Origin of the sequence: Brevibacillus formosus (genome assembly GCF_003013405.1) — a bacterium.
Taxonomy (GTDB): domain Bacteria; phylum Bacillota; class Bacilli; order Brevibacillales; family Brevibacillaceae; genus Brevibacillus; species Brevibacillus formosus.
Genome location: NZ_PXZL01000001.1, coordinates 63,187 through 82,732 on the forward strand (window position 1 = coordinate 63,187; position 19,546 = coordinate 82,732).

Annotated in this window: 21 protein-coding genes; 14 read left to right on the forward strand and 7 right to left on the reverse strand. The window is 48.9% G+C overall.

Going from position 1 to position 19,546, the window contains the following annotated elements:
* The first annotated feature begins 55 nt into the window (after positions 1–55).
* From C7R91_RS00395 to C7R91_RS00425, 7 genes are all read left to right on the forward strand, one after another.
* Positions 56–1,858 (forward strand): SgrR family transcriptional regulator, encoded by a 1,803-nt coding sequence (locus C7R91_RS00395; RefSeq protein ID WP_047068524.1) that lies wholly within the window; start codon positions 56–58, stop codon positions 1,856–1,858.
* Between the two features lie 100 nt (positions 1,859–1,958).
* Positions 1,959–2,390, forward strand: coding sequence for a tellurite resistance TerB family protein (locus C7R91_RS00400; protein ID WP_047068523.1), 432 nt, complete (start codon positions 1,959–1,961; stop codon positions 2,388–2,390).
* A 108-nt stretch (positions 2,391–2,498) separates the two neighbouring features.
* A complete protein-coding gene (surE, locus tag C7R91_RS00405; protein WP_174769382.1) occupies positions 2,499–3,320 on the forward strand; it encodes a 5'/3'-nucleotidase SurE in 822 nt (273 codons plus the stop codon).
* Positions 3,321–3,323: 3 nt separating this feature from the next.
* Positions 3,324–4,364 (forward strand): hypothetical protein, encoded by a 1,041-nt coding sequence (locus tag C7R91_RS00410; protein ID WP_047068522.1) that lies wholly within the window; start codon positions 3,324–3,326, stop codon positions 4,362–4,364.
* Positions 4,365–4,513: 149 nt separating this feature from the next.
* Positions 4,514–4,996, forward strand: coding sequence for a hypothetical protein (locus C7R91_RS00415; RefSeq protein ID WP_047068521.1), 483 nt, complete (start codon positions 4,514–4,516; stop codon positions 4,994–4,996).
* A gap of 63 nt (positions 4,997–5,059) precedes the next feature.
* On the forward strand, positions 5,060–5,656 hold the full coding sequence (gene thpR, locus C7R91_RS00420; protein ID WP_047068520.1) for an RNA 2',3'-cyclic phosphodiesterase: 597 nt from the start codon (positions 5,060–5,062) through the stop codon (positions 5,654–5,656).
* Positions 5,657–5,705: 49 nt separating this feature from the next.
* The gene (locus C7R91_RS00425; protein ID WP_047068519.1) at positions 5,706–6,374 is read left to right on the forward strand and encodes a hypothetical protein; all 669 of its coding nucleotides are present in this window, start codon (positions 5,706–5,708) and stop codon (positions 6,372–6,374) included.
* Positions 6,375–6,410: 36 nt separating this feature from the next.
* On the opposite strand, the gene C7R91_RS00430 is transcribed toward C7R91_RS00425, so the two are convergent.
* Both C7R91_RS00430 and C7R91_RS00435 read right to left on the reverse strand, forming a co-directional pair.
* Entirely contained in the window at positions 6,411–6,890 is a 480-nt protein-coding gene (locus C7R91_RS00430; protein WP_047068518.1) for a chemotaxis protein CheW, read from the reverse strand.
* A 138-nt stretch (positions 6,891–7,028) separates the two neighbouring features.
* A complete protein-coding gene (locus C7R91_RS00435) occupies positions 7,029–7,550 on the reverse strand; it encodes a hypothetical protein (RefSeq protein ID WP_015892281.1) in 522 nt (173 codons plus the stop codon).
* An 86-nt stretch (positions 7,551–7,636) separates the two neighbouring features.
* On the opposite strand from C7R91_RS00435, the gene C7R91_RS00440 reads away from it, so the two are divergent.
* On the forward strand, positions 7,637–8,317 hold the full coding sequence (locus tag C7R91_RS00440) for a TerC family protein (RefSeq protein WP_047068517.1): 681 nt from the start codon (positions 7,637–7,639) through the stop codon (positions 8,315–8,317).
* A gap of 41 nt (positions 8,318–8,358) precedes the next feature.
* Here the strand turns inward: C7R91_RS00440 and C7R91_RS00445 are convergent, their stop codons facing one another.
* On the reverse strand, positions 8,359–9,447 hold the full coding sequence (locus C7R91_RS00445; protein ID WP_047068516.1) for an HD-GYP domain-containing protein: 1,089 nt from the start codon (positions 9,445–9,447) through the stop codon (positions 8,359–8,361).
* 151 nt (positions 9,448–9,598) lie between these two features.
* Entirely contained in the window at positions 9,599–10,216 is a 618-nt protein-coding gene (locus C7R91_RS00450; protein WP_047068515.1) for a MerR family transcriptional regulator, read from the reverse strand.
* Positions 10,217–10,449: 233 nt separating this feature from the next.
* Here C7R91_RS00450 and C7R91_RS00455 point away from each other — a divergent pair, with 233 nt between their 5' ends.
* The 3 genes from C7R91_RS00455 (at position 10,450) to fabI (ending at position 12,251) form a co-directional block, all read left to right on the forward strand.
* Positions 10,450–11,175, forward strand: coding sequence for a ZIP family metal transporter (locus C7R91_RS00455; protein WP_047068514.1), 726 nt, complete (start codon positions 10,450–10,452; stop codon positions 11,173–11,175).
* Between the two features lie 53 nt (positions 11,176–11,228).
* Complete coding sequence (locus C7R91_RS29190) at positions 11,229–11,381, forward strand: hypothetical protein (RefSeq protein WP_170207336.1); 153 nt, start codon at positions 11,229–11,231, stop codon at positions 11,379–11,381.
* 96 nt (positions 11,382–11,477) lie between these two features.
* Positions 11,478–12,251, forward strand: coding sequence for an enoyl-ACP reductase FabI (gene fabI, locus C7R91_RS00460; RefSeq protein ID WP_016742464.1), 774 nt, complete (start codon positions 11,478–11,480; stop codon positions 12,249–12,251).
* Between the two features lie 155 nt (positions 12,252–12,406).
* Here fabI and C7R91_RS00465 read toward each other — a convergent pair whose 3' ends face one another.
* Positions 12,407–14,821: a UvrD-helicase domain-containing protein gene (locus tag C7R91_RS00465; protein WP_047068634.1), complete on the reverse strand. Its 2,415-nt coding sequence runs from the start codon at positions 14,819–14,821 to the stop codon at positions 12,407–12,409.
* A gap of 71 nt (positions 14,822–14,892) precedes the next feature.
* Complete coding sequence (locus C7R91_RS00470; protein WP_047068513.1) at positions 14,893–16,257, reverse strand: hemolysin family protein; 1,365 nt, start codon at positions 16,255–16,257, stop codon at positions 14,893–14,895.
* Positions 16,258–16,540: 283 nt separating this feature from the next.
* On the opposite strand from C7R91_RS00470, the gene C7R91_RS00475 reads away from it, so the two are divergent.
* Positions 16,541–17,185, forward strand: coding sequence for a YitT family protein (locus C7R91_RS00475; RefSeq protein WP_047068512.1), 645 nt, complete (start codon positions 16,541–16,543; stop codon positions 17,183–17,185).
* Positions 17,186–17,271: 86 nt separating this feature from the next.
* Positions 17,272–18,201, forward strand: coding sequence for an MBL fold metallo-hydrolase (locus tag C7R91_RS00480; RefSeq protein ID WP_047068511.1), 930 nt, complete (start codon positions 17,272–17,274; stop codon positions 18,199–18,201).
* Here the strand turns inward: C7R91_RS00480 and C7R91_RS00485 are convergent.
* Positions 18,171–18,533: a hypothetical protein gene (locus C7R91_RS00485; protein ID WP_047068510.1), complete on the reverse strand. Its 363-nt coding sequence runs from the start codon at positions 18,531–18,533 to the stop codon at positions 18,171–18,173. The genes C7R91_RS00480 and C7R91_RS00485 overlap by 31 nt on opposite strands.
* Positions 18,534–18,640: 107 nt before the next feature.
* Between C7R91_RS00485 and C7R91_RS00490 the strand changes: the two genes are divergently transcribed.
* Positions 18,641–19,486 carry a PHP domain-containing protein gene (locus C7R91_RS00490; RefSeq protein ID WP_047068509.1) on the forward strand — a complete coding sequence of 282 codons (846 nt, stop codon included), beginning with the start codon at positions 18,641–18,643 and terminating at the stop codon, positions 19,484–19,486.
* The last annotated feature ends 60 nt before the right edge of the window (positions 19,487–19,546 follow it).

Sequence of the window (19,546 nt, forward strand, 5' to 3'; positions counted from 1 at the left end):
GTACGATTAGGCGAATAGCTTTTTCATGTTTTATGGGCGAATTGGTGGTGGCAAGATGCAACTCGTTGAACAATACATGCGTTTGTGTACGGGGCGGCCTAATGAAACGATAGGGCATCCGCTTGAAATATCGTTAGCTGAAGTTGCTTCGATTTTGTTTTGTACTTTGCGGAATGCGACCTTGACTTTGAAAAAAATGCAAAACCAGGGATGGGTAGTCTGGCAGCCGGGGAGAGGGCGAGGAAATCGATCTGTATTGACATGCTTGCTAGTGCCCGAAGATCTGATCATAAGCGTAGCCAAAGAACTCGTGCAAAAAGGGGAGATTCGTGCTGCACGGGATATGATCGACGAATATAGGGTGAATTTTCCGGTTTTGGGTGAAAAATTTTCACGATGGATGAATAGTCAGTTTGGACATCGTGTGAAGCGGGAAAAGGGAGGTAAGGGCAGAGTCGATACCTTGCGTTTGTTTTACAGCCGACCATTCGCAGGGCTTGATCCGATTCATATTCTCCTGCGCTCCGAGTCACATATGGTCAAGCAGCTATTTGATTCTCTGGTCCAGTTTGATCCAGTCACGAGACGGATTGAACCCGCTATCGCTTTTTATTGGGAGGCTAGTGAGGAAGGAAAGCAGTGGGCTTTTTTCTTGAGGAAAGGTGTTTTATTCCATCATGGCCGTCCACTTGTTGCGGATGATGTGCGCTTTTCCTTGCTTCGTTTGATGGAGCATTCCTATAAACATCGCTGGCTAGCCGCTTCAATCGAATCGATTACCGTCAAAGATGACTACGTATTGACGATTTCTTTGCATATGCCGGATGAATTGTTTTTACAGGCATTGAGCAAGGAATACATGGCGATAGTCCCCTGTGATTACGTTCTGGAGATGGGTGAGCAATTTGCGCAAATGCCAGTAGGAACGGGGCCGTTTCGAGTTGTCCGCAACGACGATTCCATGCTCGTGCTGGAAGCGTTCACGCCTTATTTTGGGGGAAGGCCCTTCTTGGACCGAATCGAAATCTGGTGCGTACCTGGAATGGCAGCAGAAGCACAGGCAGATGAGAGCTTGTTATCCGTAACGGCTCCGAATGATCATCGGGATACGAGCTTTCTGACATGGAGCGACATTGGAAGATTGGAAGATTGTTTTCAATACGTCAGCTTGAATGGAGCAAAAAATGGCCCGTTGTCACATAGCGAATTTCGGAGTCTCATGGTTGCTATCATTTGTGGACAAGCTTTGAGACAAGAGCTACAGGGAACGAGGGAGAAAGTAGTCATCTGGGGTAGAACTGATTCGTTCCAAGAACAAAAAGAGGTACCGGATTCCCAGGAGTTCGATCGTATTTTCAAAGAGAGCGGGTACCAGGGAGAGGCGCTGTCGCTCTATACGTATCCAGACCCCGATCATATAGAAGATGCACAGTGGATTCAGAAAACGTGCAAGGAATACGGAATTGCCATAGAGATCAGGTATGCATCCCCGGAGGAGCTTGCCTCGCCTTTATTATTACAAGAGGCCGATTTAGTTGTAGATAGTGCGAATGTAGATGAAAGGGAGGAGCTCTCTTTACGAGAATTTCTACACGCTGGTGCGTTGAGTATTTCTCATCATTTAGATCCGCATGGAAAGGAAGAGATCGCGTATTGGATGAACCGCGTGTCGTGCGTCCAAACAGCACAAGACCGACAAGCTTGCGTGGACAGCATTATGCATACGCTTGCGGCTTGCAGTACGTTTGTCCCACTTTATTCGAATCGGGTAGAAATGCTTGCACATCCACGGTTATCTGGTGTAAGCCTGGATGCCTATGGCTGGATTGATTTCAGGCGCATTTTTGTTAGGGAATAGCATAAATTTGTCACATAATCATGTGAAACCGCTTTCGTTTTTCATCGTATTATCATATGTAGATATTTATTATGCTCATAAAGTTTTTTGAGGAGGAACTATGCCGGTGTATACCAAAATCGAAAAGGACAAACACATTTTGTTTGCGTCCATTCGCTTGATGATCTGCGTCGGGCACGCTGACGGTTATATAGGAAATAAAGAAATGGACCGTATTCATGAAATCGTGAATTCGGAGCATTTTACATTGAAAGAACGACAAATTTTAATGGATGATATGGACTATCCAAAGCGTCCGGAAGTGATCGTGGAAGACCTGGTAGCCATGACCCAGGCTGAAAAGCTCGTTATGATGCGCAAGCTCTACCACATGGCATTGATCGATCGGAAGCTATCCGCGTCGGAGACAAAAGAGATTGCCCGCATCGCTTGCCTGATCGGAATCTCGGAGGAAAAGCAGCGTCAAGTAGAAGAGTGGATTCGCGAAGGGATTGTTTGGCGCGAACGATGGAAAGATATTGTAGAAGAATAGCCGGGGCCCCAATATAATTGGGGTCCTTTCCTTTGAGGAGGAAGCTTGGCGCAGCCTCGTTTTCTACAGTACAATAAGAAAAATAACGTCTCAGCAAATGGCAACACTATGGATGAAGGAGGAGACCCTATTTTGCGGATCTTGGTTACGAATGATGATGGCATCGATGCTCTTGGTATCAAGCGGTTGGTAGAAGCTTTGCTCACTTTGGAGGGAGCGGAAGTCTATATCGTAGCACCGGTCGAAGAGAAAAGCGGGGTCGGACATGGGATCACTTATCGGAGTGCCCTCTCGCCTGAACAGCGTGATTTTTACGGAATGCCGGTGAAAGCGTGGGCGGTCAATGGCAACCCTGCAGACTGTGTAAAAGCTGCTTACCATCTCCTGTTTGAACATGGGAAAAAGCCGGATATTGTATTCTCGGGGATTAACGTCGGGACGAATCTCGGTCGTGATATTTATTACTCCGGTACGTGCAGCGGTGCCAGAGAAGCAGTAATCTTGGGTGTTCCTGGTGTTGCCCTTTCCTATGATAACTGGTTCGATCAAGACAACTACGGCGATGTAGTGGAGATGATTCGTCCGCTTGTAAAAGAGTTCAGCGATCGCGCGGTCAAAGGAGAACTGGCGTCAGAGGTATTCTGGAATATCAATATCCCGCATGTACCGCTGGCTGAGGTAAAAGGAATGGTTCCGGCCACCCTGTCCATGAACCACTATGAAGACAAATATAGCGAAGAAGCGGAAGGCTATTATTTGGCCCGTGAGTATCCTCAAGTCATGCCACTTGCGGAGCCGCTGGACTATGATTTGCTCAAGCATGGCTATATTGCGATTACCCCTGTCCACATTGACGCGACAGATCGGACTCTCTTACAACAAATGGACAATTGGGCATTGCTAAAAGCTTGGGGAAAACAGGAGGAATAACGCATGAACGATGGTTTTTTTCCTCCGCTAACCCCCGATGACACCCTGTGTTCTCCAGACGAGTCAACACAGGGAGAGGTGCTCGATCCAGTGGTTTATCACGATTTGTACAAGCTGGCAGAGGAAGAGGGGCTTCCTTACTTTGTCCGTCTTAGTGGCACTGGGGAAGTGGAGCTGTATTTGGTGTTCGAATCGGTGGATGCTTTCAGTGAGCAGACGAGAGATGCCGTTTCGCTCGAATTCAAGACGTATCAAAATAAACTGCTCGCGGTCATTTGGACACTGTCGGACCCGTTGAATCCACTTGGGTTTCCCTTGACGTTCGACATAGCGCGTGCTCATGAGCGAAGCATGGCATTGAGATTGATCGAGCAGCCGTATACTTCTTTGCACTACTTGGCTTACGCGGATTGTGAGCTTACCCACATCTATTCCGAGTCGATTTCTTTTTCGCCAGCGGAAGTGGCTCGTACGCATGAGATGATTCAGGCGCTTTATGAGGGAACACCCGATACACTCCCAGAAGAGGTGCAGGTGCGTGAGGATGAGACTGAAAGCATCTCAGCGATGAGCTTGCCTGCATCTATTTTAACAGAATCCGGGATGGCCTTCCTATTGCGTTACAAGCACATGAGAGATGTCCATGGTGAAGAAGGAGCGCAGCATTTATTGATGAGCACTGTGCAGCAAGCAGTATGGGTCATGCGCAGGCACGCCCGCAGCGAGGTCCGGAATACGTCGTTTACTGTATGGGCTGCGGAAGCGGGCGATTACGCGATGCTCGTGCTGACGCCAAGTCTCTCGCATTTATTCGAGGTCGTTCATATGTCAGAGGATGAAGCGAATCCGTTCTCGCGCTTTTTGATGACCTTGCCGGAGTACGTGCAGACGCAGGACGCTTCTCCCTTGCAGTTGGGAGCCTATCCACTATTGCGTTATGAGAGCGGTCGCCTCTATCATTTGGAGCTGGATGAAGAGGTACAGAACCGACTCGCGCAGGTGTTTGCGAAAGCGTTTCCAGGAATGCCTGTCCCTTACCTGTAATTGTTGAGAGATTGTGAAAAAAGACTCTCCCCGGAATTTTTTCGTCTTCGATGAAATATGGGTAAATAAGTCATTTTTCAACAAAGGATATGACAAGCGGGAATTCGAATTAGGTAAGACAGACATTCCATTGGGGAGAGGTGACGACGATGTACGCTGTTGAACCCAATTTGTTCCAGGCTGTTTCTGAATGCGCCCACCGTTTTCAAGGGGAGGTTGAGCAACTGGCACAACGTCATGCACTTACAATCGAAGGAGGGCTTCCTGCCTTGGAGCTGCAAGTACATCCGCAGTTTCAGGCTTTGCTCGAGTACAATCTGTGGGGAGAAGCCGGTTTAGTTGTCATTCATGGGAAATTACATAAGCGCGATCACGTTTGGACAGATTCGTTTTCTGTTAGGATGAAGTTTTCTTTGACGCATGATCCGAGTATCGATATCGAAGGAAAGAAGCAACGCATTGAAGAGTTTTTATACGGGGAAGGAGAGTATTTCTGGAATATCCCTCCCGCTGGCCATGTGGGTCACAGTGAGCTGACCCTGCGCTTTACCTATCAGCCTGGAACGAATCGTCTTGCGGAATATGTCAGGAGTGTTTTGGGAATCGTAACCGGAAAGATGATGGCTGCCTAACGCGGCATGAAAGAGAATGGCTCTCCGTCACAGGAGGGCTATTTTTTTCGAAGGAGGACAGAAATGCGCTTATTCATAGCATTGGATATTCCAGCTGAGGCTGCCGCTTATATTGCCGATGTTCAAAAACGGTTGAAGCAAGATGTGACGGTAGACAGGTGGCAGTCTCTCGCTAATTTGCATTTGACTCTGCATTTCCTTGGAGAAGTGGATGAGTCGCTCGTACCCGCTATCTGTGAGGACATGGATATTGTCAGCGCGATCATCCAGCCAATTTCCCTGCGTGTTGGCAGCTTTGGGGTTTTTCCGAATGCCCTGCATCCACGCGTGCTCTGGCTGGGATTGCGCGGTCAGCTTTCTTCTCTCAAGCAGCTGCATTTATTGTTGGGCAGACGGTTCGAATTGCACGAAGGCTTGTCCTACGATCGGAAGCGGTATCGGCCACATATTACGCTTGCACGTGGTCCGCATCGCAGTGGGGATGAGCTAGCCCTCTTGGATTGGAATGAACGTTATTTAGCCCAGGAGCCGCCGCAATGGAAGGCACGGCATTTCCATTTGTATCGTTCTGAGCTGTTGCCGGAGGGCGCGGTACATACGATTATCCACACGAGCACGTTTGATAAAGATCACAGCAAAAAACAAGCGTTGCCTGAATAGACTAAGAAGAAAGGATCAGGGAAGCCTTCCAGAAAGCGGTGGAAAACGGATGGGTGAGTTCACGACCGGCATTCTTTATCCACGCAAATACGAACCGAAAGTACTGATTGCCTTATCCAAGACAGAGCAGCCATACTTCCACAGAAACGTCAACAGCGACTGGAATGCATTTTTCTTGCAGGATGAGTGGCTGGAAACCTCCATGACGATTGATTTTTTGCTGAGACTGTCCAAGCAATTCGTTCCCCTCCTCTGGTTTCATGACGCTGAGGACAACGGCTGGGGCTTTCGCTTGTTCGATGCAGGCTTCGAGGTTGCGTCAGCGACAATCAGCTACTCGCTCGATGTGGAAATGGCGGAAGCCGAGTTTGGCAGGCTTTACCCAGAGATTGACCTGCAGGAAGGAATTGTAGACAGCGAGGACGTTCGGCAAAAGTATGAAGACATACTGGAGAGGGTAGTGCGTTCGGAGTTGTATCGGCGCGAGGTAGGTAAAGGGATCACACGTATCAAGCCGCAGTCGTTCAGTCGGATCGTGGGTCCGAAGCAGATTCAGCAGTTACGTTCCCTTTTTGATTTGCAGTTGTTGACGAACGTCGATGACGACACAGGGGCTTCACTGCTGTACGACTCGGTTGACCTGTTCAAAGAAATTTTGGGAATCGAAGAGATGGTGTGGGTCAACTTTGCGTATTTAGCAAGCGGAGGAAGAGAGTAGCCCAGTGCATCTTCGCACTGGGCTTTACACTGCCACTTACTTCTTTTTCCACTGTCCAAAAATTTCATCCACATCAAGCAGCATGATCAGCTTGTCGTTCAATCGGGCAATACCGTGCAAATACTTGCCCTCTACACCAGCGATAATGGGTGGTGCAGGCTCGATCAAGCTCTCCGGAATATTCATGACCTCAGAGACCGCATCCACGATAATCCCGATGTTCAACCCATCCATCTGCAAGTCGACAAAGCGAGTGTCATCGGTTTCTTCCATAGGTTCCAAATCAAACATTTTCCGCAAGTTGATTATCGGTAAAATCCGCCCACGCAGATCAATGACTCCTTCGACATAAGGTGGAGATTTTGGAAATCGTGTAATGGGCAGCGGCTTGATGATCTCACGTACGAGCGAAATCGACAGTCCGTAATATTCATTCCCCATTCTAAACAAAATCTGTTGGTCAACAGCTGCTTCTGCTTCCCAATCCGAACCGTTGCTTCTTTTCGTCATTTCCATGTGCATGATTCCTCCCCGAACCGCTTTCCATGTCTTTACCCATATTGTACCATGGACAAACCTACTCAGGACGTTTTTTTGTCTTAGGCAAAGACTTATGAACGATCAAGAGGATCGATTGGAAAGACAAGCACTTGATTATGGTTCACGAAGGTCGTTCAATGAAATTCCTTGCTCGAGCGCGAAATCAAAATCATCCACATCGTAAAATTGAACAGGCACGATATATTCCAATATCCGATCCTGATAATCAGGCTGGTCTGTGAGAAGTGGGGCCTCAAATTTCATGGCCGTCAACAATAGCTGTGTCTCTACGGGATCAAATATCTCCCCCCACATGGCGTTGTCCTCTACTTTTACCACCGTCAGGGTCACGCCGTTCGGAAAAGAAAAGGGAACCTTGGACCATGGGGCTATCAGTCCTTTTTCCATTCGCTTGCGATTGAATGGATCGGCAAAAAACTGGCTCATTTCTTTCATAATCCGTCGGACATACTGATCATCAGCAGAGTAGGGCATGATAGGTTCAGGACTCTGGATAAATTCGTCCAATTCATAGATTGTCGACGCGGGTATCAGATATTCTACTGGTTGCGATGGGACCATCAACTCCCCGTAGATAGCCAACATGATCGCTTCTATAACGAATTGTTTCGACATTTCGACAACCCTCCTCGTTACCATCATACAAAAAATCAGGGGCACCGTACAAGGGTGGCGAGTTGGGCTCAAAAAGTTCAGGGAGGGTGCATCCTTTGTTTGAATCTGCTTTTTTTTCGTCGCTGCTACTCATCATAACCATCAACCTCGTATTAAGTGGAGATAATGCGGTGGTCATTGCCATCGCTTGTCGGAAGCTCCCTGTCGAACAACGAAAAAAAGCCATTTTGTGGGGGACGTTTCTTGCTATCATCGTACGCGTGATCGCTACGATTCTTGCTGTTTATTTGCTGAAAATCCCGTATTTGTACCTGATTGGCGGAATCATTCTGCTATGGATCAGTTACAACCTGTTGCGCGAGGACGAGCGAGAGGAAGCAATCAACTCTAGTGAAGACTTGGTTCAAGCGGTCAAGACGATTGTCGTGGCAGATGTAATGATGGGACTGGATAATGTACTCGCTATTGCGGGGGCAGCGCAAGGAGACATCGTCCTCATCGTGCTGGGCCTCTTGATCAGTGTGCCTCTCATGGTTTTTGGTAGCCAGCTCATTTTAAGAGCGATGGAGCGCTTTGTATGGCTTGTTTATGTTGGTTCAGGTGTGCTGGCAGTGACAGCGGCGAATATGATTCTCATGGAAAATACGGTGCGTGAGTGGATCGCAGGGAGGAGTTGGCTCGAATATGCGATCAAAATCGGATTGGTCGCTCTCGTGTTAGTTAGGGGGTATTTACAGCGTACGAAAACAACACGTACCCACGCATGAAAAAACTGAGATGAATAATGAATCTCAGCTTTGTGTTTGGGCTATAAGGTTTTGACGATCGTCACGCTCATCCATTCTTTATCGTACAGATCGATTTCATAGGGGCTGGCTACGTCAGATCCATCTTCATTGGTTAAAATACGGATCGTGGGCCGATTCACTGCCAATGGATTCACTTTGGAAACGACTCCGGTATGTCCTGTACTCAGTAATACAGTAGAAGCAATTGGATATATGGCGACGTGCTGCAAGAATAGCTTGAGCAGGTCAAGGTCGAAATAGGTGTTTCCTGTGGCGAACAGATACTCGGTAGCATCACTCGGCGAGTAGCTTTTCCGAAATGGACGCGGGGAAACTAAGGCATCGTAAACATCCGCGATTGCCACGATGCGTGCATACTCGTGAATGTTTTTCTCACAGAGCTGACGGGGGTATCCTGTTCCGTTGTATCTCTCGTGGTGCTGCAGCGCACAGTGTGCGGAGACGACCGAGATATTATGTTGATTCCGCAAAATATTGAAGCCTTCTTCGGTATGGTATTGGACACGTTGCCGTTCTTCTGCGCTTAATTCAGTACGCATGGTCCAGAGCTCCTTAGGAACCTGTGTCATGCCGATGTCGAACAAAAGCGCACCAATGCCCAATTCCATCATCTGCTGCTGGTTGTAGCCTTTGGCCATCCCGACCACACCAGACAGAACGGCGACATTGACAGCGTGATGAAAAAGGTAACCGTCCAATACATGAAGACTGGACAGGTTGACCAAGATGTCTTTGCGACTACTCAAGTCTTGAAAGATTTCCCGAAAAACCTTTTGAAAACTGCTCCCGAAATCAGGTACGGACGTACGGCGCTTGATCTGCGGCTGATCCATGAGGGTGGTCATCGTTTTGTACACGGCATCCACGGCTTCTTTACGTGTCTCATCGCGGATTACATCTTCCGGCATGATATCTTCTGTGTGCTTGTCTTGGATGTAAAGGGTATCAATTCCCAATTGAACAAGTCGTTCAATGTAACGGGGAGTTAGTTGTACCCCGATCCCCAACAGAACGTTCCCATTTTCCTGAAATATGCTCTTTGCGATGATATCGCCAGGCTTCACCGAAGTAACATGCAATTTTCTCACAACGAAAGCCCCAGTCCTTTTTTAATGGAATGTAAATAGTCCTGATTATCAGTCAGTTCATATAGTTCCATTTTATCACAATTGAACAGAGGGAGACTACCGCTGTTGAGGGACTTCTTTTAATTGTCATTTTTTTCCTTGCTCAAATTCTTTACTGTTCTGCTGCACGATCTGAACGGGTAAACCAGCGGAATGGATTGAGTGACCAGCGAGGCTCGTAGCGGGCATAGCGCTCCTTGCGACGAGTTAAGCGTTGTTGCATAAGATCCAGTTCAAAGGTAACACGGCGCATTTCTAAGCGGAGGGACTCTTGCATTTCTTCAATGTCCGCAATCTTTTGCAGAATGGTCGATTGCATATGATTCATAGAGGAGAGCTGAGTGAGCTCCTGTTGAAATTGGACGAGTGTCTCGTGGACTGTCATTTCCACTTCTCGCATGCCCGTTCCCAGCTTGTTTGTGGCGCTGAGTGTAACAGCGGTTTCTTCCGCACCTGCGAGTTCTTCTTCCATTAGCATTTCCTCGGACAGGCGACCTTCTTCTATCAGTTGGCGCTGAATATCTTTTAACGAGCTGTTGCCGTTGTCTTTTCTTTCCTTCACTTCCTTGAGCAGTTCAAAGCCTGCTTCGCTGATCAAATAGTGACCCTGCGGATTTTTTAGACGTTCCTGAGCAGGTACGAACAAGTCCAGCCAGTTACGCAGTGTACGAACATGCACATCAAGGCGATCAGCTACCTCTTTTGAAGCCATCCAAACCTGTACATCCATCCCGAATCACTCCTTTTTTTCCTCTCGGTATTCCCGGTGGACTCATTATAGCACCAAAATTTTCCGGGTAAGAGAGAATCGACAAAGGTTCTAAAAACTAGTGATCTTTCGTCCGATTCGGACAGCTCGTCGTATTTTGTCTAAATTGGCTGTCTGCTCATAATGACCGGGACAGGCGCGTACATATGGAAGGAGTAAGCATGTTTTTGCTCGTTGGGTGAGGAGAGGACCGGATGATGCAATCTGTTTTCTGGATTGTCCTTTTGACTGCTGCCTTGGCGAGCAGTATCGGGGGACTGCTGTTATGTTTGCGTGCCTGGTCATCCGAGGCATTGTTTGCGATGATCAGTGCAGGGGCTGGGCTGCTGCTGGCGATTACGCTGCTGGATTTGATGCCGCATGTGTTTTCTGACAAGAGCTTGTGGTTGATGCCTTTTGTGCTCGTTGGCTTTGTGACGCTTTTTGCTCTGGAATTAATCAGCAAGTCGAGCGGAGAGTTTGGGTCCACCGGAATGATTGGGGTCATGACGGGTTTTTTATTGCATGCATTTGTCGAAGGCGTCTCATTAGTGGCAAGCTTGCGGATGGATTCAGAAGTTGGGGTATCCGTGTTGGTGGCGATGCTGCTGCACAAAATTCCCGATGGTGTAACCATAGCCTCTCTTTTGTTGGCAGCGACCAACTCGAGAAAGAAAGCATTTTGGGGGGCGACATCCCTTGGGATCGCGACGATTGCAGGAGCTCTCAGCTTTGGTTTTGCTGAGCGAATGTTTCCGCCGAATTGGTCTGGCATTATGCTGGCCATGACGACTGGTATTTTTTTGTATGTATCCGCCAGCCATCTCGTCCCATATATCGGACAAACCAAAAAGGCACAGTACGGGGTTTATTTTGTTGGCGCGATGGCCGTGTATCTGATTTTGTCTGCTTTTTTACACGCGAGTCACTTACATGCATAAAAGGTCCCATTCCTAGCCAGTCTAGTCTGGAGGAAGGAGTGTGGACTGACAGTATGAACCATCAAGAGCAAATGAAAACAGACGATCTCTTGCAGTCATTGACTGAATTCCCGGTCATGGGGACATCGTTGAATCCATTGCAGGAATCGTGGGCTTCCTCTGAAGCTCTATCTACGCTAACCGATCAGCCTGGAAGTACCGATTAAAGGTTTTTACACTGCCCCTCCCGTTTATCCACTCGTATCCTTGGACAAGATCGGTTATAATGCAGGGGAATAAGTTGGGAAAGGGGCAGATACATAATGAATACATTGTTGCAAGGAAAGAACATCGTCATCATGGGCGTAGCAAACCACCGCAGCATTGCCTGGGGAATTGCGCAATCCTTACATAATGCTGGAGCGAATTTGATTTTTACGTACCAAGGGGAGCGTCTGCGTGAAAACGTGGCAGCACTCACGGAAAAATTGGGAGTAGAGTCGCTGTTGGTAAATTGCGATGTCACGAAGGATGAAGATGTCGAAGCGGCATTTGCTGTAATCAAAGAAAAAGTGGGCGTTATTCATGGTCTAGCGCACTGCATTGCGTTTGCGAAAACGGAAGAGCTCGAAGGCGAGTACGTTAACACTTCCCGCGAAGGATATGCATTGGCACAAGACATTAGCGCATTCTCCCTGGTCGCAGTTGCTCGTGCTGCTCGTCCGTTGATGACGGAGGGCGGAAGCATCGTGACTTTGACTTACCTTGGCGGTGAGCGCGTAATTCAAAACTACAACGTGATGGGTGTAGCCAAAGCTGCGCTTGATGCATCTGTTCGTTATTTGGCAAACGACCTGGGCAAAGAGAACATTCGTATCAATGCGATCTCCGCTGGTCCAATCCGTACGCTTGCTGCAAAAGGAATCCGCAATTTCAACTCCGTACTGAAAGAAATTGAGGAAAAAGCGCCATTGCGCCGCACGATTGATCAATCGGAAGTAGGCGACACTGCTCTCTTCTTGTTCAGCAATCTCTCCCGAGGAATCACGGGTGAAATTCTGCACGTCGATGCTGGCTACAGCATTATGGGCGGCTAACCAGAAGTCAATTTCCCGAAAAAGAATAACAGGCCCCGCTTTCTCGCATACTATACCCAAAAAATGATGCGTGAAAGGGGGCCTGTTTTTTTATGTTTCCGTTGATTACGAACATGGAAGAGTTTTTGATCTATATGGGCGGCGGCTTTCAGTACTTACCTGCCCATCTCGGCGATGAAGCGGGAGGTGCGGGTCTTTCGTCCGAAGCGCTCCCGGGGGATACCGATACACAAGCTGTGACGGGCCCGGGTAATCGCGACGTATAGGAGACGGCGTTCTTCTTCAAGCGCACCGGAGCCGCCTTTTCGCAGCTCATCCAATGTGTACTCATGAGGAAGGGCACCTTCTACCAGATCAGGCAAGAAGACGTGGTCGTATTCGAGACCTTTTGCCCGATGGATGCTTAAAACATGAACAGCTTCGTCAGGGAGTGGCCGCATCGTGCGCCACTCTTTTTCTTGGCGAGCCATTTGATCGATATAAGCCAAAAAATCGCTAATCGTCGCATGGCGCTTGGAAGCTGCCAGGATTTGCTGCAACTCATCGCTCCAACGTTCCCGGCCATCTTCCCGGTCTTTCGCGCGTTTTTTTAGATAGTCGCGCAGTTTGCCATCCTCATAGATGAGCTCCAGCGCCTGAGCAGGTGGAACATCCTTGCACGCGGTGAGAATCTCATTGATTTGCTGCATGTGCTTGCGCTGATACGTCTTGAGCTGTGTCAGATGCGGAAGAACGTGCAGAATCGGCTTGTCCTCGATGATGGCTTGGCTGCGCAAGACATTCCACATTTCGGCTGAGATGTAGAGGGTCGACAATATTTCTTTAAGCGCATCGGTGTCATCCGGGTTTAACGCGAGCCGCAAATAATTGAGCGTCCAGCGAACCGTTTGGCGTTGGTAAAAGGAATCCTCCTCTTGCGTGTAATGAAAAGGAATCCCTGCTTCGCTCAGGCGCTCCAAAATGGGGCGTGCAGATTCATTGGTGCGGTACAAGATCGCGCATTCACCCAAAATGGCGCCCTGCTCACGACGATGGATAATTTCATCGACGATCCGGGAAGCTTGTTCTTCTTCATCTTCCGGCTCGAATAAATACGTGTCGCCTTCCTCGCGATGAAAGGACTGACATTCCTTTGCCCAACGCTCCCGGTTGTGACCGATCAGCGAATAGCCAAGACTGACGATCGAGGAATGGGAACGGTAGTTGACCTCGAGTGTAAATGTCGACGCCTGCGGAAAGTCTTTGGTGAAGCCCAAGATGTACTGCGGATCACTGCCGCGAAAGCCGTAAATAGACTGGTCGTCATCCCCGATGACACACAAATTGTTTTGTGGAGCGGCTAATAGCTTGACCGTCTCATACTGAATGCGATTGATATCCTGAAACTCATCGACCATCACATAGGTGATGCGTTCCTGATAACGGCGCAGAAGCCCTGGGTCATCGCGCAGCATTTCGTAGCAGCCAATGAGCATGTCGTCAAAGTCAAACCATTGATGCTTTTTCTTTGTGGCCTCGTACAGAGGATAAAGCTGGATCGCCCGTTTTTCTGCATCGTTCGTTGCTTCCCGATACGCGACCTCATGGGGGAGGATGTATTCGTTTTTCCAACGGCTAACGATGCCGAGTGCTTCGGTGATCTCTGTTTCTTTTAGCGTGGCAAGGTCGTCATGACCGAGCAGTGCACCGGTCTCCCGCATCAATCGCCATTTTTGCCAATCCTTTTTCAAAAGGCGCTGTTGATCCCAGCGTTCTGGCTGGTGATGCAAGAGCATTCGGTAAAAGATGCTGTGGAACGTACCGGCAATCAGCTCACGGGCTTGTCCAGCGGGTAACTGCCGGGCAATACGCTGACGGATTTCATCGGCGGCTTTGGTCGTAAAGGTCACAACCATGATTTGATTCGGCTTTACACCCAACTCTGAGATCAAGTGAGTCGTGCGTGCAGTCATGACGCGCGTCTTGCCACTTCCCGCTCCCGCGAGGATGAGAAAAGGTCCCTCGGTAGCGTGCACCGCTTGCTGTTGTCCCGGGTGCAGCGATTGGTCGCGCATTTGCTCAGCCATGTGAGAGATGGTCTTTTTCGGCATCAAGCGTTTGCGGAAAACCGGTGGCTTTGGAGCTGGCGGGGAAGGCGTCGTGCTTGTACCGATCGTTCGCTTTTTTGGAAGGCGAAAGGAGCCGATGGTCGCTGTATTTGTTTCGTCTGCGTCTATGGATGCCTCGCTCTGCTCCTTAGTTGAGAAAGCAAGTGGTTCTTTCGCGTTATCGTCGCTGTGCTCCTTTTCAGCCATAGCCAAGACAGCCTGAAAAGCAGTGGCAGCCGTCTCATTTATCGCTTGCAGCGAATCGAGCGGAGCAGGACCATTTTCCGTCAGAAGCGGGCATTCTGCTCCTTCCGGATGGAAGAAATGAGGCTCAAAGCTGATGCCAGCATGAAGACGAAGCGCCGATGCACAGGCTGGACAGCGTACCTTGTCCTGCCGGGCAGCCATGCGCCAAAACGGTATGCGGTTGTAGTTCTGTGGTAGCAACAGGATGGGTTTGTTGTCTAGTAAAGCGTAGTTCATCATGACACCTCGGAAACAAGAAGTGCCCCCTGTCGGCAGGGGACACTTGCCATTATGGTCGTTCTTTTCGATTAGGAGTGCAGCGACACGATGTCCTCAGGAAGAGCAGACGAATCTTCTGCTCCCAAATACGTGATGCTCACCCGTGTAATGCGATGGTTTTCCAGTTCGCTGATCGCAAAAAGATAGCCTTGGAATGTGACGGTTTTGCCTTTCGCGACCTCTTCATTTAACTGGCTGTAGAGCCATCCGGCAATGGTGTCGACTTCGTCGGAAACGACTTCAATCGATATGTAATCATTCAGTTCTGTCAAGAGAGTTTTGCCGGAAACCGAGAGCGTATTGCTAGAGCTTTCTTCAATTTCAGGGCGCTCATTTTCATCGAACTCATCCTGAATATCACCGACGATTTCCTCCAAAATGTCTTCCATCGTTAACAACCCTGCTGTACCTCCGTATTCGTCAATCACGATGGCGAGCTGGGAACGGCGTTTTTGCATTAAGCGCAAGACGTGGCTAATTTCCATGGACTCCGGCACCGTTAATAATGGGCGGAGAAAATCAGTTAACTCTGCCTTCCCTGTCGTCAGCGCAGAGAGGTAAAAATCTGAGATGTGCACAAAGCCAATCAGCCTGTCCTTATCCTCATGGGCGACGGGAAAGCGCGAATGGCGAGATTCTCTCATGATTTCGAGGTTTTCGTCAAACGTGTTGTCGTCGTATAGGCAAATCATTTCAATCCGTGGGATCATAATTTCCCGGGCAAGACGTTCGGAAAACACGAAGACATTGTCGACGAGAGCCATCTCTGTCTGGTCAATGTGACCGCTTTTATGACTCTGGTTCATGAGAAGGCGGATTTCTTCTTCGGTATGAGCAGATTCGTTTTCGGTGGCAGGCTCGACTCCAAGGCGTCTGATCAGTAAATTGGCTGCTCCATTTAAAAACCAGATGAGCGGGTAGCTCAGCTTGTAGAAGAACATGAGCGGTGCGGCAGTCCATAGGGAAGTGGCCTCCGCTTTTTGAATCGCCAAAGACTTAGGCGCAAGCTCTCCGAATACGATATGTAAAAATGTGATGATTGCAAAAGCGATCGCAAGTGAGGTCGGACCGACCAAATAAGATGGGAAATGAAAAAATGCCATGACGGGCGCGACGTAATGGGCGACGGCAGGCTCACCGACCCAGCCTAACCCCAGCGAAGCTAGCGTAATTCCGAGCTGGCACGCGGACAGATAGGCATCGAGCTCTCGTGTGACTTTTTGCGCGTAGCGGGCACTTTTGTTATTGCCTTCGCTGACGAGCTGGGTCAGACGAGTTTGGCGAACTTTTACCAACGAGAATTCTGCTGCGACGAAGAAGCCGTTTAGAAGAACCAAAAATACCACAAGCAGCAGATTCAGCGTAATCTCCCCGATCGGACTCTCCAAGCACACCTCCGCCTCCCGCAGTGCGAAAGGTGGAGCATTCACCTCCGATACGATAATGGTATTTTACGTGTACGACCAAAAACAGATAAATATTCGATCTAAAACCTGCAATGGAAATGCTTTTCATGAGCCACTCTACAGGTTTTCTTGTTACTCGTAAGTATACCAATAGGTCAACCGAACAGTCAAAACGTTCCGATTTGAACGAGCGCATTCTGAGGCTGCTTGGACATACCTGCTTCTTTCCGATCATAAACATAAACGAGCACGATCCAAGGAGGGGAGCGACATGTACTGGCTGCAAAAAAGTGTAGCGATTCTCACAGGAAGCGTGCTTCTAGGCATTGGGGTTAATCTGTTTTTGGTTCCGCATCGCCTAATGGAAGGAGGCATGATCGGGATCGGTTTGTTGGCGACGTATTACATGCAGATGCCGACGGGGTTGGTAATGATTTTGATAAGCATCCCTGTGTATGTCATCGTCTTTTTTTATGATCGCAGATTGTTTTTTCACAGCTTTCACGGCATGCTGATTTCTGCTTTCTTTATAGACATTCTCTCGGATATGCGTGGTTGGAATCTATGGTCAACTTCTTTTTCCGCAGTTACTGGCGGTGTATTAATCGGAATGGGTGTCGGCTTGATGCTTGCCTACGAGACGAATACGGGCGGGACAGACCTGCTCGCGCAATTTCTTGCCAGACGATACAAGCTGCGCGTTGCTTTGCTGATTTTTTTAATCGATGGGCTGATCGTACTTTGCTCTACGCAGACGATCGGGATGGAGAGAATGATTTTCTCTTTGCTGACAATCGTCGCAGTTGCGGCAACCACGCATATGTTCAGTGGACTCGGGAGACCTTTGCCACCGTATACGATAATAGGCCCGCTTATTTCGCGAAAAGTGGATGATAACTCCCCACGTTCTATGTAATCACGAGTACGACATTTAGGAACAGGGAAGGGGAAGGCGATATTTTGGAGAAAATAAATAGGAAAAGGATGAAATGAGGGACTGTTTTGTCTGGACAAGCATTTCAAATGATAACGGAGCGTGTCGGCTATTTTCCCGGTCATGTTAACATAGGACTTGTCATTGGTGAGCATGGAGCGATCCTGATTGATTCTGGTCTGGATACCCAAAACGCCAAAAAAATCAAGAAAGGACTGGACGCTATCGCCCAGCCCTTGTGTGCAATTATTCAGACACATTCTCATGCCGACCACTTCGGCGGCAATGCTTACTTGCTCGGATGCTGGCCCGAAGCAAGGGTCTATGCGCCACCGCTGGAAGAGGCGATCATTCGGAATCCCATACTTGAGCCCATTTACTTGAACATGGGTGCAGCCCCACTTGAGGATCTCAAAAACAAGTTTTTGCTGGCGCAGCCTTCTCGGGTAGACCACCTCCTTCCACTGGATGAAGGGATCGAAATTGCTGACGTACCTTTCTTTATCCTTTCTCTGCCGGGGCATAGCTGGCAACAGGTTGGCGTCGTCTGTGACGAGATTTGCTTCGCTGCCGACAGTTATTTAGGCGAAGAGGTTTTGGAAAAGCACAAGCTGCCGTTTCTTGTGGATGCCAATGAGACCCTGCTCAGTCTTCATAAACTGCTTGCAACCAACTACAGGGGATACTTGCCTGGGCACGGAGCATATACCACCACCTCTCAAGATGCCGTGAACAAAAATATTGCTTGGCATGAGCGGATTTTCTCGGTGATCTGCGACATTTTAGTAGAGGAGAGAACACCAGACGAAGCGTTAACTCTCCTGTGTGAGCGGTTACACATTTCCATAGAGAATGCTTCGAGTTATGTCCTGTTTCGGACAGCGTTTATGGGGTACTTGGTCGGGTTGCAGAAAACAAAGAGAGTGGCATACCGGTTTGAACAAAATCGGTGGCTGTGGAGAACTGTTCAGGATGGAGCCGAGGGAGCAGAAAGGTAATCGGCGATTTCTGCTAGCTTATGCTCTGCAGCTTCGCGGACTGCCTTGGGAATGAAAAAAACTTCTTCGGATGAGGTGTTCATATAGAACTTTGCTTCCAAATACGGATGACCCAGTTTGACATTCAGTTCCCCTTTTCCGGTTGTTGTGCTGGTGTAGTTCGTAGGAATGCGCAAAAAATACGCGCTGCTGCTGGCAGAATCGTACATGACGACATCGTACGTGGGCATACTGTCCCCGCCTGATCGATGAAAGCCTTGTTGCCGCAGCATTTTGTCAACATAAGAGAGTGGCTGAACGACACCGGTAAGGGTCTTGTTTTTTAACCGCATGGACATCCTCCTCGGTTCAACCATTGAGAAATCGAACTTAGTCTCATACTATGTACGGCAATACCGATTCAGACTTGAAGAATAAAGAAAAGAAGGAGTGGACGAGGATGAAACTTATGGCAGATTTGCATACCCATACAAAAGCGTCAGACGGTACCTGCGAGCCTGCGGAAAACGTACGGTTGGCGAAGGAGGCAGGACTTGCTGCACTGGCGATCACGGATCACGACACGGTAGCAGGAATTCCAGAAGCAATCGAGGCTGCCAGCGCACTCGGTGTTGAAATCATTCCAGGAGTCGAGGTGAGCTCCGTAGGGAAGGGGCAGGATATTCACGTTCTCGGTTATTTTGTCCCTTATGAAGATCCGGCTTTTGAAGAGCGACTCTTCCGTTTGCGAGAGACAAGGCATGAGCGTAACCAACTGCTGATCGCACGGCTGCAAGAGCTCGGTATCGACATCTCATTGGAAAAGGTATACCGCCGCAAGCAGGGCACGGACAAAAACATCGGGCGACCTCATATTGCAGAAGAATTGATGGAGCTGGGCGTCGTTTCAACGATCGCAGAGGCCTTCGATAAGTACTTGGGCAAAGGAGGAGCGGCTTATGTCAATCCTCCACGCATTACCCCGCAGGAAGCGATCACGCTGATCAAAGAGGCTGGCGGAGTGGCGGTGCTGGCTCATCCAGGTCTATATGACGATGATGAGCTGGTCGAAGAGTTGATTGTATTCGGATTGGACGGGATTGAAGTCAACCACCCAGACAACGATGAGGTACAAAAAATGCGCTACAGCAAGTGGGCAGCCCAATACGGACTTGTTGTAACGGGCGGTTCTGATTTCCATGGCTGGCGTGGAGAGGAGCCGTTTCATGCGATGCTCGGCTCACATACCGCAGAGATGGATGCCGTAGAACAGCTACGTGCGATCGCAGAGAAGCGGAAGGTGTAAAAATAAAAAGCCGTAGACTATGACTTGAAAAATAAAGTTTTAGTCTGCGGCTTCATGGCG